This is a genomic window from Pseudomonas flexibilis (assembly GCF_000802425.1).
Classification (GTDB): Bacteria; Pseudomonadota; Gammaproteobacteria; order Pseudomonadales; family Pseudomonadaceae; genus Serpens; species Serpens flexibilis.
Window position 1 is genome coordinate 1 of record NZ_JRUD01000010.1, and the last position, 14,732, is coordinate 14,732.

The 14,732-nt window shown below is 64.4% G+C and carries 11 protein-coding genes and 2 pseudogenes; 9 read left to right on the forward strand and 4 right to left on the reverse strand.

Annotation, left to right across the window (positions count from 1 at the left end; genetic code table 11):
* Positions 1 to 294: 294 nt before the first annotated feature.
* Positions 295 to 786 carry a pilin gene (locus SF06_RS17970; protein WP_039560672.1) on the reverse strand — a complete coding sequence of 164 codons (492 nt, stop codon included), beginning with the start codon at positions 784 to 786 and terminating at the stop codon, positions 295 to 297.
* A 395-nt stretch (positions 787 to 1,181) separates the two neighbouring features.
* Here SF06_RS17970 and pilB point away from each other — a divergent pair, with 395 nt between their 5' ends.
* The 5 genes from pilB (at position 1,182) to SF06_RS07850 (ending at position 6,323) form a co-directional block, all read left to right on the forward strand.
* Entirely contained in the window at positions 1,182 to 2,885 is a 1,704-nt protein-coding gene (pilB, locus tag SF06_RS07830; RefSeq protein WP_027589494.1) for a type IV-A pilus assembly ATPase PilB, read from the forward strand.
* A gap of 2 nt (positions 2,886 to 2,887) precedes the next feature.
* Positions 2,888 to 4,105: a type II secretion system F family protein gene (locus tag SF06_RS07835; protein WP_039560673.1), complete on the forward strand. Its 1,218-nt coding sequence runs from the start codon at positions 2,888 to 2,890 to the stop codon at positions 4,103 to 4,105.
* Positions 4,106 to 4,220: 115 nt separating this feature from the next.
* On the forward strand, positions 4,221 to 5,090 hold the full coding sequence (locus SF06_RS07840; RefSeq protein ID WP_027589492.1) for a prepilin peptidase: 870 nt from the start codon (positions 4,221 to 4,223) through the stop codon (positions 5,088 to 5,090).
* 56 nt (positions 5,091 to 5,146) lie between these two features.
* Entirely contained in the window at positions 5,147 to 5,386 is a 240-nt protein-coding gene (locus tag SF06_RS07845) for a DUF2789 domain-containing protein (RefSeq protein WP_027589491.1), read from the forward strand.
* 67 nt (positions 5,387 to 5,453) lie between these two features.
* Positions 5,454 to 6,323, forward strand: coding sequence for an EamA family transporter (locus SF06_RS07850; protein WP_039560675.1), 870 nt, complete (start codon positions 5,454 to 5,456; stop codon positions 6,321 to 6,323).
* A 7-nt stretch (positions 6,324 to 6,330) separates the two neighbouring features.
* On the opposite strand, the gene SF06_RS18835 is transcribed toward SF06_RS07850, so the two are convergent.
* Positions 6,331 to 6,456: a hypothetical protein gene (locus tag SF06_RS18835; RefSeq protein ID WP_256214691.1), complete on the reverse strand. Its 126-nt coding sequence runs from the start codon at positions 6,454 to 6,456 to the stop codon at positions 6,331 to 6,333.
* Between the two features lie 150 nt (positions 6,457 to 6,606).
* Here SF06_RS18835 and metR point away from each other — a divergent pair, with 150 nt between their 5' ends.
* The 4 genes and pseudogenes from metR (at position 6,607) to SF06_RS07865 (ending at position 10,891) form a co-directional block, all read left to right on the forward strand.
* Positions 6,607 to 7,533 (forward strand): transcriptional regulator MetR, encoded by a 927-nt coding sequence (gene metR, locus SF06_RS07855; RefSeq protein WP_027589489.1) that lies wholly within the window; start codon positions 6,607 to 6,609, stop codon positions 7,531 to 7,533.
* Between the two features lie 688 nt (positions 7,534 to 8,221).
* Positions 8,222 to 8,992 (forward strand): annotated as a pseudogene (locus SF06_RS19010) (methyl-accepting chemotaxis protein); the annotation flags it as partial.
* 324 nt (positions 8,993 to 9,316) lie between these two features.
* Positions 9,317 to 9,850, forward strand: a pseudogene (locus SF06_RS19015) (methyl-accepting chemotaxis protein); the annotation flags it as partial.
* 120 nt (positions 9,851 to 9,970) lie between these two features.
* Complete coding sequence (locus tag SF06_RS07865) at positions 9,971 to 10,891, forward strand: bestrophin family protein (RefSeq protein ID WP_039560677.1); 921 nt, start codon at positions 9,971 to 9,973, stop codon at positions 10,889 to 10,891.
* A gap of 97 nt (positions 10,892 to 10,988) precedes the next feature.
* Here the strand turns inward: SF06_RS07865 and putP are convergent, their stop codons facing one another.
* Positions 10,989 to 12,479 carry a sodium/proline symporter PutP gene (gene putP, locus SF06_RS07870; protein ID WP_039560678.1) on the reverse strand — a complete coding sequence of 497 codons (1,491 nt, stop codon included), beginning with the start codon at positions 12,477 to 12,479 and terminating at the stop codon, positions 10,989 to 10,991.
* 152 nt (positions 12,480 to 12,631) lie between these two features.
* A complete protein-coding gene (locus tag SF06_RS07875; RefSeq protein ID WP_039560679.1) occupies positions 12,632 to 14,647 on the reverse strand; it encodes a TonB-dependent receptor in 2,016 nt (671 codons plus the stop codon).
* Between the last annotated feature and the right edge of the window lie 85 nt (positions 14,648 to 14,732).

Sequence of the window (14,732 nt, forward strand, 5' to 3'; positions counted from 1 at the left end):
AACATAGAATCTCCCACAGGTTCGATCAACCCCCTGTTCCGCTGCTCCGTTGCCCAACCGTAGGGTAGACAACGGCAAAGCCTTATCTACTGGGACGCAATTGCGGTGGATAATCGCTAAGCGAGTTATCCACCCTACGACTGATTCCGGCCGGCTGATACCCGCAGCAGCGCTACCCCATAAAAATTGGCAAGCTTAAACGACAAAGCCCCGCCAAAAGGCGGGGCTTTGGGAGAGCAGAGGCCAGAAATAAATCTGTCCCCTTTTCTTCTTTCTTTTCTTCTTTTCTTCTTGTTAACGGCAGCTAGCCGGCAGGTATTTGGTCTCAATACCATTAGTGCTAGAAGTGCGGCAAACCCAAGAAAGGATGGGAGTCAGATTGGCGCGATTGTATCCGGAAGCAGCCATAGCAGTAGTTGCGCCAGCGTCACTAAACGGAGCCAATTCAATGTTCACGTTAGTCCCCAGCTGAGAAATGTTACGCGCAGAGACAGTGATAACACCACCAGCAGAGGTGGTAATAGTGTTCACATATTGCGACACCGGACCAGTAGCGGTCTCACCACACCCGAAGCCATTAGCAGTCGCATCTGCAGCAAAACCAGTCTGCGACGCCTCCGTAATCGTGGTACGGCATTGAGAAGCAGCCAGAACCACCTCGGAAACTTTCGCCCGCGCGGTGTAATCCTGATACGCCGGCAGCGCCACCGCGGCCAGAATGCCAATGATCGCCACAACGATCATCAATTCAATCAGGGTAAAACCTTTCTGCATTTGAGCTTTCATGCTGTATCTCCCTTGGGATTGTTCAAGGTCCGATGACCTGCCCAAGAGGCAGCAGCCGGCGTGCCAGAAAGCCGGCAATCCCTGACTCATCCATCGCTCAAAATACGCACAGAAACGTTCCAAGCCGTTGTTCTAAAAGCTTTTTACGAACAAATACGACCACCCACGATCTGTCAGTTTTGTGACGCGCGATAAAAACTCCGAGAGACGCAGATCACCATAAAAAATGGCCATATGACATCACTTTGCAGCGATCCGCGTCGAAACAAACAAAAAACACTCCGCCACGAACACGGCTCAGCCACAAAGTGACACCCCGCGTCACTGTGTGCGCCAGGTTTCAGAACTCACGGTGCGGCTGCGTTATAAGGCGGCCATTGCCACGGAGTGAGCCGATGAATACCGCCATTTCCCTCTCCGGTCTGGCCCGCCAATTGGTGCTGGCCGGACTGCTCGATGAAAAGACCGCACAGCAGGCGCAGATTCAGGCGCAGCGCGGCGGCCAGTCGCTGATCAGTTATGTGGTGCAGAACAAGCTGGCCAAGGGCCGGGCGGTGGCCGAGCTGGCCGCCGAGCAGTTCGGCGTGGCCCTGCTGGACCTCGGCGCTATCGACAAGGAGCAGCAACCCCGAGAGCTGGTCAGCGAGAAACTGGCCCGCCAGCATCGCCTGCTACCGCTGTGGAAGCGCGGCAACAAGCTGTTCGTGGCGGTATCCGATCCTTCCAACCAGCAGGCCATCAACGATGTGCAGTTCAGTACCGGGCTGACCACCGAGGGCATCCTGGTCGAGGACGACAAGCTGGGGGCGGCCCTCGACAAGTTCTACGAGAGCGCCACCTCGTCGCTCAGCGACCTGGACGATGTCGATCTGGACGGCCTGGACATCGAAAACGGCAACGACGACAAGGCTGCCCGCGATGAAGGCGAAGCGGCCGACGACGCGCCGGTGGTGCGCTTCGTCAACAAGATGCTGCTGGACGCCATCAAGGGCGGCTCCTCTGACCTGCACTTCGAGCCTTACGAAAAAGCCTACCGGGTGCGTTTCCGCACCGATGGCGTGCTGCACGAGGCGGCGCGCCCGCCGATCCAGCTGGCCACGCGCATTGCCGCGCGCCTCAAGGTGATGGCCGGCCTGGACATCTCCGAGCGGCGCAAGCCGCAGGACGGCAGGATCAAGATGAAGATCTCCAAGACCAAGGCCATCGACTTCCGGGTCAACACCCTGCCGACGCTGTGGGGCGAGAAGATCGTGATGCGTATCCTCGACCCGTCCAGTGCACAGCTGGGCATCGATGCCCTGGGATACGAGGAAAGCCAGAAGGAGCTGTATCTGCAGGCGCTGCAGCAGCCCCAGGGGATGATCCTGGTCACCGGTCCGACCGGTTCGGGTAAAACCGTGTCGCTGTACACCGGCATCAACATTCTCAACACGGCGGATATCAACATTTCCACCGCGGAAGACCCGGTGGAAATCAACCTGGAAGGCATCAACCAGGTGAACGTCAATCCGCGCCAGGGCATGGACTTCGCCCAGGCGCTGCGTGCCTTCCTGCGTCAGGACCCGGACGTGATCATGGTCGGCGAAATCCGCGACCTGGAGACCGCCGAAATCGCCATCAAGGCCGCGCAGACCGGCCACATGGTGATGTCCACCCTGCACACCAACAGCGCTGCGGAAACCCTGACCCGACTGCGCAACATGGGCGTGGCAGCGTTCAACATCGCCACTTCGGTGAACCTGATCATCGCCCAGCGCCTGGCCCGCAAGCTGTGCCCCAGCTGCAAGAAGCCGGTGGAGGTGCCGCGCGAAACCCTGCTCAAGGAGGGGTTTCCGGAAAACCGCATCGGCAAGTTCAAGCTCTACGGCCCGGTCGGCTGTGAACACTGCAAGGATGGCTACAAGGGCCGCGTCGGTATTTATGAAGTGGTTAAAAATACCCCTGCCCTGCAGCGCCTTATCATGGCCGACGGCAATTCCATCGAAATCGCGGCGCAGATGCGCGAAGAAGGCTTCAACGATCTGCGCACCTCCGGCCTGCTGAAGGTGATGCAGGGCGTGACCAGCCTCGAAGAAGTCAACCGGGTGACCAAGGACTAACCATGGCCGAGAAAGCAGTGAAGACCACCCTGTTCACATGGGAAGGTATCGACCGGCGCGGCGCCCGGCTGAAAGGCGAACTGAGCGGCATCAACCCGGCGCTGGTGAAGGCCCAGTTGCGCAAGCAGGGCATCAACCCGACCAAGGTGCGCAAGAAGGCGGTTTCGCTCTTCGGCGCCGGCAAGAAGATCAAGCCGCTGGACATCGCGCTGTTCACTCGCCAGATGGCCACCATGATGAAGGCTGGCGTACCGTTGCTGTCGGCCTTCGACATCATTGGCGAGGGCTTCGAGAACGCCAACATGCGCAAGCTGGTGGACGACGTGAAGCAGGACGTGGCGGCGGGCAACAGCCTGGCCAGTTCGCTGCGCAAGCGTCCCCAGTACTTCGACGAGCTGTACTGCAACCTGGTGGATGCCGGCGAGCAGTCCGGCGCGCTGGAAACCCTGCTCGACCGGGTGGCCACCTACAAGGAAAAGACCGAGGCGCTCAAGGCCAAGATCAAGAAGGCGATGAACTACCCGATCGCGGTGGTGCTGGTGGCGATCATTGTCTCGGCCATCCTGCTGATCAAGGTGGTGCCGCAGTTCCAGTCGGTGTTCGCCAACTTCGGCGCCGAGCTGCCGGCCTTCACGTTGATGGTCATCGGCCTGTCCGAGGCGTTGCAGGAGTACTGGCTGATCCTGCTGGCCGGCTTCTTCGCCGCCGGCTTCCTGTTCAAGGAGGCCCACAAGCGCTCGCAGAAATTCCGCGACTTCGTCGACCGCTCGGTGCTCAAGCTGCCGATTGTCGGCGACATCCTCTACAAGTCGTCCATCGCCCGCTACGCCCGCACCCTGGCGACCACCTTCGCCGCCGGTGTGCCGCTGGTCGATGCGCTGGACTCGGTGGCCGGCGCCACCGGCAACATCGTGTTCAAGAACGCGGTGCTGAAGGTCAAGCAGGATGTGTCCACCGGCATGCAACTGAACTTCTCCATGCGCACCACCGGCGTGTTCCCGGCCATGGCGCTGCAGATGACCGCCATCGGCGAAGAATCCGGTTCACTGGACGGCATGCTCGACAAGGTGGCGACTTTTTATGAGGCTGAGGTCGATAACATGGTCGACGGCCTGACCGCACTGATGGAACCGATGATCATGGCGGTGCTCGGCGTGCTGGTCGGCGGCCTGATCATTGCCATGTACCTGCCGATCTTCCAGCTGGGCGCGGTGGTGTAAGGCGCCGCGCGACAGAACCTGTAGGAGCGGCTTCAGCCGCGAGCTTCTGGCGTGGCCGCCAAAGGCATCGCGGCTGAAGCCGCTCTCACAAAAGAAAAATACTCGAGGGTTGACGATGTCCCTTGCCGATTACCTGGCCAGCCACCCGCTGGCCTTTGTTTTGTGCACCCTGCTGCTGGGCCTGCTGGTCGGTAGTTTCCTCAATGTGCTGGTCTATCGCCTGCCGCTGATGCTGCAGCGCGACTGGCAGCAGCAGGCCCGTGACATCCTAGCGCTGCCCGCCGAGCCAGTCGGTCCGGCCTTCAACCTGCTGACGCCGAACTCGCGCTGCCCCCACTGCGGACATGCCATTCGCCCCTGGGAGAACATTCCACTGCTGAGCTGGCTGGCCTTGCGCGGCCGGTGCTCAAGTTGCCAGGCGGCCATCAGCCCGCGCTATCCGCTGGTGGAGCTGGCCTGCGGGTTGCTCTCGGCATTCGTGGCCTGGCACTTCGGTTTTGGCTGGGCCTGCGCCGCCATGCTGCTGCTGACCTGGGGCCTGCTGGCCATGAGCCTGATCGATGCCGATCATCAGTTGCTGCCCGATGCGCTGGTGCTACCGCTGCTGTGGCTGGGGCTGATCGTCAACGCCTTCGGCCTGTTCACCTCGCTGGAAGATGCGTTGTGGGGCGCGGTGGCCGGCTATTTGAGCCTGTGGTCGGTGTACTGGCTGTTCAAGCTGCTCACCGGCAAGGAAGGCATGGGCTATGGCGATTTCAAGCTGCTGGCCATGCTTGGCGCTTGGGGCGGCTGGCAGATCCTGCCGCTGACCATCCTGCTGTCCTCGCTGGTCGGGGCGATTCTCGGCCTGATCATTCTGAAGGCGCGCGGCGCGACGCAAGGCTCGCCCATACCGTTCGGCCCTTACCTGGCCATCGCCGGCTGGATCGCGCTGCTCTGGGGCGACGCGATCACCGCCAGCTACCTGCGCTTCGCCGGCTTCTGATCCGTGGCTGGCTGCGCATGAACTATGGTTACTGCACGTTCAGTAGGAGGAAGACCATGGAACAGCCGATCCACAGCCTGGCCAGCCTGTTCAAACAGTTGGGCCTTGATGCCGACGATGCCAGCATCGACGCGTTCATCGCGCAGCACTCGCCGTTGCCGGAAGGCATGAAGATCAGCGAAGCCCCCTTCTGGACACCCGCCCAGGCCGCCTTGCTCAAGGAAGAAATCCTCGAGGACGCCGACTGGGCGGTGGTGGTCGATGAACTGAACGTGCGCCTGCACCCGCAGCACTGACGCGCCCCGCCCTGCGGCGGCCTTGCGCCGCTCACCCTGCTCCTGACTCGCCGGCCGGAGGTGCCGCGTGCCGCTCAAGGATGTGCTGCTGGCCCTGGTGGTGATCGCCGTCTGGGGGCTGAACTTCGTGGTCATCAAGATCGGGCTGCAGGGCGTGCCGCCGCTGCTGCTCGGCGCGCTGCGCTTTTTGCTGGTGTTATTCCCGGCAATCTTCTTCATTCCTCGCCCAAGGCTCCCGTGGCGCTGGCTGCTCGCCTACGGCATGACGATCTCGCTCGGCCAGTTCGCCTTCCTGTTCTACGCCATGTCGGCCGGCATGCCGGCCGGGCTGGCCTCGCTGGTGCTGCAGGCACAGGCCTTCTTCACCCTGTTGTTCGCCGTGCCGCTGCTGGGCGAGCGGGTGCGCGCCGGCCAGTTGCTCGGCTTGCTGGTCGCGGCGGCGGGGCTGACGCTGATCGGCCTGCGCAGCGGCACGGGCATGACGCTGGCGGGTTTCGCCCTGACGCTGTGCGCCGCGTCCATGTGGGCACTGGGCAACATCGTCACGCGCCGGATCGGCAAGGTGGACATCCTGGGACTGGTGGTCTGGGGCGCGCTGGTGCCTCCACTGCCGTTCCTGGCGCTCTCCCTGTGGCTGGAAGGACCGGCCACGCTGGAACGGGCGATACTCGGCCTGGATCTGCAATCGCTGCTGGCCATCGTCTACCTGGCCTTTGCCGCCACCATGCTCGGTTACGGTCTATGGGGCCGGTTGCTGAGTCGCTACCCGGCCAGCCAGGTCGCGCCTTTCTCGTTGCTGGTACCGGTTGTGGGGCTGAGTGCCTCGGCCCTGCTGCTGGGCGAGCGCCTGGACATCCAGCAGGGAGCCGGGGTGGGGTTGGTGCTGGCCGGCCTGCTGGTCAATCTGTACGGCGCCCGCCTGCCGGCACGGGCCTGAACGCAACTCAGGTTGGGGCATGACTGCCCAGCAGCGTGACACCGGACTTTCTGGCCCGCTTGGCCTGGCGCTTCTCCTGCAGGGTGCGCTGCGGTTTTTTCTTCCCCTGTTTACGGGCTTCATGGCTTTTCATGACGGTGACCCTCGGTGGAATGTGCCGTAACAGCATAGTTCAACCCGTCTGCGGCGGCCGCGCTCGACTTGGGTGCAGGCTCTGCGCCACACTCTGCGCCATTCATGAACAAGGCTCATGGGCGTGCTGTCGCTCCGGGAGAGTTGTGCAATGCTGGAAATACGCCACCTGAAAACCCTTCATGCACTGCGCGAGGCGGACAGCCTGGTGGAGGCGGCCGAGCGCCTGCACCTGACCCAGTCGGCGCTGTCCCACCAGTTCAAGGAGCTGGAGGAACGCCTGGGCATGCCGCTGTTCATGCGCAAGACCAAGCCGGTGCGCTTCACCAGCGCCGGCCTGCGCATCCTGCAACTGGCCGACGCCGTGCTCCCGCAGCTGCGCGGCACAGAGCGCGACCTGGCCCGCCTGGCCGGCGGCACCGCCGGCCGCCTGCACATGGCCATCGAATGCCACAGCTGCTTCCAGTGGCTGATGCCGACCATCGACCAGTTCCGCGATGCCTGGCCGGAAGTGGAGCTGGACCTGGCCTCGGGCTTCTCTTTCGCACCGCTGCCGGCGCTGGCCCGGGGCGACCTGGACCTGGTGGTGACCTCCGACCCGCTGGAGCTGTCCGGCATCACCTATGTGCCGCTATTCACCTACGAGGCGCTGTTGGCGGTGGCCAACCAGCACCCGCTGGCCAGCCGTCCCTACGTGGTGCCGGAAGACCTGCAGCGGGAAACCCTGATCACCTACCCGGTGGAGCGCGACCGGCTGGACATCTTCACCCGCTTCCTGGAGCCGGCCGACATCGAGCCTGCGCAGGTGCGCACCGCGGAACTCACGGTGATGATGATGCAACTGGTGGCCAGCGGACGCGGCGTGTGCTGCCTGCCCAACTGGGCGCTGCACGAATACAGCTCGCGCGGCTACGTGACCGCCAAGCGGCTCGGCGAAAAAGGCCTGTTCGCCACCCTGTACGCGGCGATCCGCGCCGACATGCTGGATGCGCCCTTCATGCGCGACTTCCTGCTCACCGCCAAGGACACCTCCTTCGCCACTCTGGAGGGCGTCAGCGCGGCGACGCGGGTGCGCTGACGCCCCGCCAACCTATTGATGTCAATTTAGCGGCACAAACTTTGCCCCTCCCTGGCAGCACAACCGCTCGCTGCCCTGCTGGCCCCGAAGAGCGCCCTCTTTCGGTGCCAGCCGCGAGCCATCCGCACCACCGCGGACCATTGCTGACCAAGGAACCCGCATGTTCATTCCGCTTTCCATCACCCGAAGAATCACCCTGCTTGCCGGCTGCTGCCTGCTGGCCGTGGTCACCTTGCTGATGGGCACCTCGCTCTATCAGATGCAGCGCAGCAGTGAAGGTGTCTGGGTTGGCAGCAATCAGATGCTCAACGCGTCGGCCCGCCAGGCCCTGTCCGCCCTGGGGGAATCCCAGGTGCTGAACGTCCAGCGCCTGTTCGCCGATGCTTACCGCCACGGCCAGGGCATCGCTCGCGAGCTCAGCCTGCTGCACGAATTGGGCGAGCAGGCAACCGGCCTTCCGCCCGAACAGCTGCGCCTGACCCTGCTCGATCTCACGCGCGATGCACTGGTCGCCTTCCCTGACCTGCTTGGCCTTTACGTGGTGTTCGAACACGACACCCTGGACGGCCGGGACGGTGCGTTCCATGACCGACCCGATCTGGGCAGCAATGAAACAGGCCGAATCGCCTTCTACTGGAGCCAGGGCGAACCCGGCAAGCCGGTCCTGGAAGTCATGGGTGAGAAGGTGATGCGCGACGCCACCCCCGGCGAGGATGGCCAGCCCTACAACAGCTGGTACACCTGCCCGCGGGACCGCGCCGCCATCTGCCTGCTGAACCCCTACCTGGACAAAGCAAATGGAGTCGAGACCCTGATGACCTCCATCGCCTATCCGCTCTTGCGGGACGGCAAGGTCGTGGCGGTCATGGGCCTCGATATCACCCTGGAGAAACTGCAGGTCCTGAGCCTGGCCGCCAGCCAGCAACTACCTGGCGGCCAGGGGCAGGTCAGCATCGTCAGCCCCAGCGGGCTGCTGGCGGCCCATAGCGCCGATGCCGGCGCGATCGGTCAGCCAATGGCCGGTGTGTTCGCCGAGCAGGCCGCCGAGCTGCTGCGCGTGGCCGGCGACGCCAAGCCGCACCTGCGCCTGGTCAGCCGGAGCGAAGGCAACCACCTGCAACGGGTCCATCCGTTCCAGCCCATTCCCGACGCGCAGCCCTGGTCGGTGATCCAGGCACTGCCAGAAGCCTCGCTGCTGGCCCCGGCCCTGCTGCTGAAGGCGCGACTTGATGAACAGGGCACACGCTCCAGCCTGGTGTCCCTGCTGCTGGGTGTACTGGCGATGCTGGCGGGCAGCCTGCTGATCTGGCTGACGGCCCGCAGCGTGACCCGCCCGATTCTCACCGTGGCCGGCGCGCTGCAGAACATTGCCAGCGGCAACGGCGACCTGACCCAACGCCTGAGCTACCGGCGCCGCGACGAGCTGGGGCAACTGGCCAGTGGCTTCGACCGCTTCCTGGACAAACTGCAGCCGGTCATCGCCGAGATCCAGCGCGCGGCGCAGGAAACCCGCGACACGGCCAGGCAGTCGGCAGGCATAGCCAGCCAGGCCAGTGCCGGGATGCAGCAGCAGTATCGCGAAATCGACCAGGTGGCTACCGCTGCCCAGGAAATGAGCGCGACGTCCCATGCGGTAGCGGACAACGCTGTCCAGGCGGCGCAGGCCGCACAGCGCGCTGAGCAGGCCACCCAGCAGGGACTGCTGGTCATCCGCGACACCACCCGAACCATCGACCAACTGACCCACGAGCTGGACGACGCCAGGAATCAGATCGAAGGGCTAGCCAGCAGCAGCGGACGCATCGGTATGGTGCTCGAAGTGATTCGCAGCATCGCCGAACAGACCAATCTGCTGGCCCTGAACGCGGCCATCGAGGCGGCGCGTGCCGGCGACGCCGGGCGCGGATTCGCCGTGGTGGCCGATGAGGTACGCGGGCTGGCCAAACGAACGCAGGAGTCGGTGGGAGAGATCAGCGAGGTGATCGCCAGCCTTCAGGGCATCACCCAGGAAGTGGTCGGCTCGATGCGCCAGGGCCATGGCCAGGCCGCTGCGGGTGCCGATCAGGTACAGCACGCCGTGCAGGCGCTGCAACACATCCGCGATGCCGTGGCGGTGATTAACGACATGAACCTGCAGATCGCCAGTGCCTCCGGGCAGCAGAGTTCGGTGGCCGAGGAGCTCAACCGCAACGTGACCGGCATCCGCAGCGTCACCGAATCGCTCGCCGCGCAGGCCGCAGAGTCCGCCCGGGTCAGCCAGACACTGGACCGGCTGGCCAACCAACAGCAGCAGCTGACCGAGCAGTTCACCGTCTAAGCCCTGCGCCAAGATGTCGCAGGTCGGGCACGGGGTCAGGTGCTGGCTGGGCTACGGGGTGCGGCGCATAATGCCGCGCCCCGCCCCTCCTCCGTTTTACCCCCTGGATATCCCCCCTGAATGATCGTTCGCCCGCGCCCCGGTGCGTTGCAGCTGTTCTTCATCCTGCGCGGTTCCATCCTGCCCAAGATTGCCGCCAAGATCCTCTTCATCAGCCTGCTGGCCTGCGTCACCGTCTGGTTCTACGAACATGGCGACCTGGAATCCCTGCGCTCCCTGAGCGCCCCGGCCTTCTCGCTGCTGGGCGTGGCCCTCTCGGTGTTCCTCGGCTTTCGCAACAGCACCTGCTACGACCGCTGGTGGGAAGCCCGCAAGCTCTGGGGCGAGCTGGTCATCCAGAGCCGCGGCCTGGCCCGCGATACTCAGGCACTGCTCGGCGACGAGGCCCACGCCGCCTTGCGTGAGCGCACCCTGCGCCGCTGCATTGCCTTTGCCCACGCCTTGGCGGCCTCGCTGCGCGGGCAGGACCCGCTCACGCCGATACGGCACTGGATCGACCCGCGGGAAGCAGAGCTGCTCAAGGCCCATCACCAGATTCCGGATGCGCTGCTGAACCGCATCGCCGATGACCTGGCTGACTGCCTGCGGCGCGGCGTGCTGAGCGATGTGCTGTACCAGACACTGGCACGCCGACTGGATGGCATGAGCTCGGCGCAGGCCAGCTGCGAACGCATCAAGAGCACGCCGACCCCGTTCGCCTATTCCCTGCTGTTGCACCGCACGGCCTGGTTGTTCTGCCTGCTGCTGCCGTTCGGCCTGGTCAGCTCGCTGGAGCTGATGACCCCGCTGGTGGTGGCGATCATTGCCTACACCTTCTTCGGCCTGGACGCGCTGGGCGACGAACTGGAAGACCCGTTCGGCTTCGCCGACAACGACTTGCCCCTCGATGCGCTGGTGCGGGTCATCGAGCGGGACGTGCTGGAGGTGCTGGGCGAGCCCGTGCCGGAGGCCCTGCAGCCGAAGGGTTACGTGCTGAACTGACGAGAGTCGCGGCTGGCGCTGCCTGGCTTGGGACGGCCGGGTTTACCCCGGCCAAGGGCCGGCGCCAGCCAGCCCTGTCACGCCGCGCCAGCGCCGCTCAGATATGCGCGTCCTGGTATTCCTTCTCGGCGACTTCGAAGCGCCGCTGGATGTCCGCTGCCGGCTCCTTGCCCATCAAGCTGACCACCCAGATGGTCAGGCTGGCGAGGATGAAGCCCGGAATGATTTCGTACAGTCCCAGGCCGATGAAGTTCTTCCACACCACCACGGTGACGGCACCCACGATCATGCCGGCCAGCGCACCATTACGGGTCATGCGCTTCCACAGCACCGAGATCAGCACCACCGGACCAAAAGCAGCGCCGAAGCCAGCCCAGGCGTAGGCCACCAGGCCGAGCACCTTGCTGTCCGGGTTGGAAGCGATACCGATGGCGATGAGCGCAATCAGCAGCACCATGCCGCGGCCGACCCAGACCAGCTCGCGTTCCGAAGCATGCTTGCGCAGGAAGGACTTGTAGAAGTCCTGGGTCAGCGCACTGGAGGACACCAGCAACTGGGCGCTGAGGGTACTCATCACCGCCGCCAGCACGCCGGACAGGATCACCCCGGCCACCCAGGGGTTGAAGAGGATCTTCACCAGCTCCATGAACACCCGCTCGCCGTTCTCGGTTACCGGACCGGCCTGTTCGGGATGACCGGCGAAATAGGCGATGCCCAGGAAGCCGACCGCCACGGCGCCGGCCAGGCAGAGGATCATCCAGGTCATGCCGATGCGCCGAGCGCGGGGAATGGCCTTCACCGAGCTGGCGGCCATGAAGCGCACCAGGATGTGCGGCTGGCCGAAATACCCGAGCCCCCAGCCCATCAGCGAAATGATGGCAATGAAGGACAGGCCGCGGAACATGTCGAAGTTGGACGGGTCCTGGGCGGCGATGGTGTCCATGGCCGTGCCCAGGTCGCCGAGGGCGAGAATGACGAACAGCGGCGTGATCAGCAGCGCAAAGATCATCAGCGACGCCTGCACGGTGTCGGTCCAGCTCACCGCCAGGAAGCCGCCGACGAACACATAGAGGATGGTGGCCGCGGCGCCGAGCCAGATGGCATAGTGGTAAGGCACGCCGAAGGTGGTTTCGAACAGCCGCGCACCGGCCACCACGCCGGAGGCGCAGTAGATGGTGAAGAACACCAGGATGACCAGCGCCGAGAAGATGCGCAGCAGGCGGCTGGTGTCCTCGAAGCGGTGGGTGAAGTAGTCCGGCAGGGTCAGGGCGTTGTGGTTGTGCTCGGTGTGCACCCGCAGGCGCCCGGCAACGAACAGCCAGTTGAGCCAGGCACCGATGATCAGGCCGATGGCGATCCAGCTTTCCGACAGGCCGGCGACGAAGATGGCTCCCGGCAGGCCCATCAGCAGCCAGCCGCTCATGTCCGAGGCCCCGGCGGACAGGGCAGTGACGAAACTGCCCAGGCTGCGACCACCGAGGATGTAGTCGTTGAAGTTCTTCGTGGCGCGGTAGGCGATGAAGCCGATCAGCACCATCGCCAGGATGTACAGCACGAAGGTTATCCAGGTGGGGTTGTTCCAGGACATGGGCGTGTTCCTTTAGTTGTGCGGGCGAAAAGCTGCGAACCAGGGGCATCCGTTCGTCGGCTTTCCGAAAAAAGCCGCCATCCAAACAGAGAGTAGACCTCCCGGTAAAGCACTTCCGCCCGCCAACCGCCCTTTTACACCCCAGGTGCGGGTCAGAAGGTGAAACGCGTGCCCAGGGTCAGGTTGCGTCCCGGCAGCACCACTTCGTCCTTGATCAGCGAGCTGTGCTGACGCGCCTCCACATCCAACAGGTTGTCCGCCTTCAGGTAGACCAGCCAGTCACCCTCGCTGAGCGCGCCCTGCCAGGACAGCCCGGCGGCCAGCAGGTTGTAGCCGGCAGTTTCCGTTTCGAATTCAGCCAGGCGATCCTGCCGCTGCACGCGCTGGAAGGACAGGTCGCCGCTCACACCGTTACCCAGTTCCTGCTCCAGGCGCAGCCCCAGCCGGTCGGCCGGAATACGCGGCAGATCACCGCCGTCCTTGAGTCGGCCACGCACCCGATCGCCGAACAGGGTCAGGGCCGTGGCCTCGGTGAACTGGTGGCGAATCTCGCCTTCGAAGCCGGTCAACAGCGCATCCGCCTGGCGATATTCCACCTCACGGTAGCCGCCACCCGGATTGCGCCCCAGGTCGGCGGCATAGATGAAGTCAGCCACCTGGTTGTGGAACAGGCCGAGGCTGAAGGTGGTGGCTCCGGCGAACTTGCGCAGGGTGATTTCGGCGTTGCGCGCGGTTTCCTCTTCCAGCTGCGGGTTGCCTTTCTCGATGGTGCGGCTGGCGGCATGCGGGCCGTAGGCGTACAACTCCTCGGCACTGGGCAGGCGTTGCGAACGCGACAGCGAGACACCCAGCGAGTACTCGGGCGCGAAGGTCCATACCACGCCGGCGGACAGCGACACACCGCTGTGCTCGGTGTCCGGCGCGCCCGCGTCGGCGTCGATGTCCTGCCATTCATAGCGGCTGCCCAGTTCGTAGCGCCAGGCACCGGCGGTGTATTCCTCCAGGAGGAACAGCGCGTGGTTGCGAGTCAGGGTCTGCGGCATCGGATTCTCCGCGGTCCAGCGCTGGAAATCCCGGCGCGTGGTCTGCCCGCCGAGCACGCCGTGCCAGCCGAACAGCGGACGATGAGTCAGCTCCACGCGTGCCTCGCTGGCCTGGTTGTCGAAGATCGCCGCGGCTTCGCCCGCTTCCATTTCCGCGTGCCGGTAGTCGCTGTGGCCGACGCGCAGGCGCGCCAGCTCGAAGCCGGGCAGCGGATCGTTCAGCTCGCCGCGCAGGTCCCAGCGGTTCTGGCGGAGGGTGATATAGGGCACCGCTTCGTCTTCGTGCTCATGATCGTCATGGTCATGGCCATGACCGTGGTCGCCGCAGTGCCAGTGGTCGCCATGCGGGTCGCACTCAACATGCTCGTGGGCCAGCAGGCCATAGCGGTTTTCCTGACGGCTGTATGCCAGGCCCAGATAGCCACGTGCGCCAATGAAGCTGCCGCCCAGGCTGTAGCTCTCGGTGTCGTTGTAGGCGCCCAGCTGCTTGTCGCTGGAGTCGGGCAGCTCGTAATCATCCGCCTGGCGCTTGACGCCCTCGACGCGCAAGGCGACGTTGCCCTGGCCAACCGTCAGGCCGAACAGGCCGGCGCCCTCGTTGGCCACGCTGTTGGCGCGCAGCTCCACCTCCCCTTCATAACCGTTGGCCGGCACGTAGGTGGGGACCTTCTTGTCGATCAGGTTGACCACCCCGCCAATCGCGCCGCCGCCGTAGAGCAGCGTTGCGGGTCCCCTGAGCACCTCGATGCGCTCGGTGAGAAGCGGTTCGACACTGACGGCGTGGTCCTGGCTGAGGGTCGAGGCATCCAGCACATCCACGCCATCGCTCATGACCATTACCCGCGCACCATCCAGGCCACGAATCTGCGGCCGCGAGGCGCCGGCGCCGAAGCCGCTGGCGCGCACGCCAGGCAGGCTGTCCAGGGTGTCGCCCAGGGTCGCCTCGCGGCGCAGCACCAGGGCATCGCCGTCGAGCACGGCGGCCGGCGTGGTCATCTGCTGTGCCGGTGTGTCCAGCGCGCTGGCGCGGATCAGGCTGCTGTCGAGTTCGATCGTCGCGCTCCAGGCGGCGGGCGCCAGGGTCAGACCGATAGCCAGGGTCAAGGGATGAAGCCTGCTGTGCATGTTGGTTTTCTCTCGCAGTACGTCGATTGCTCGACCCGCAGGTCGAGGAAGAGGCGCGGAATTAAACATGTTATATCGTAACATT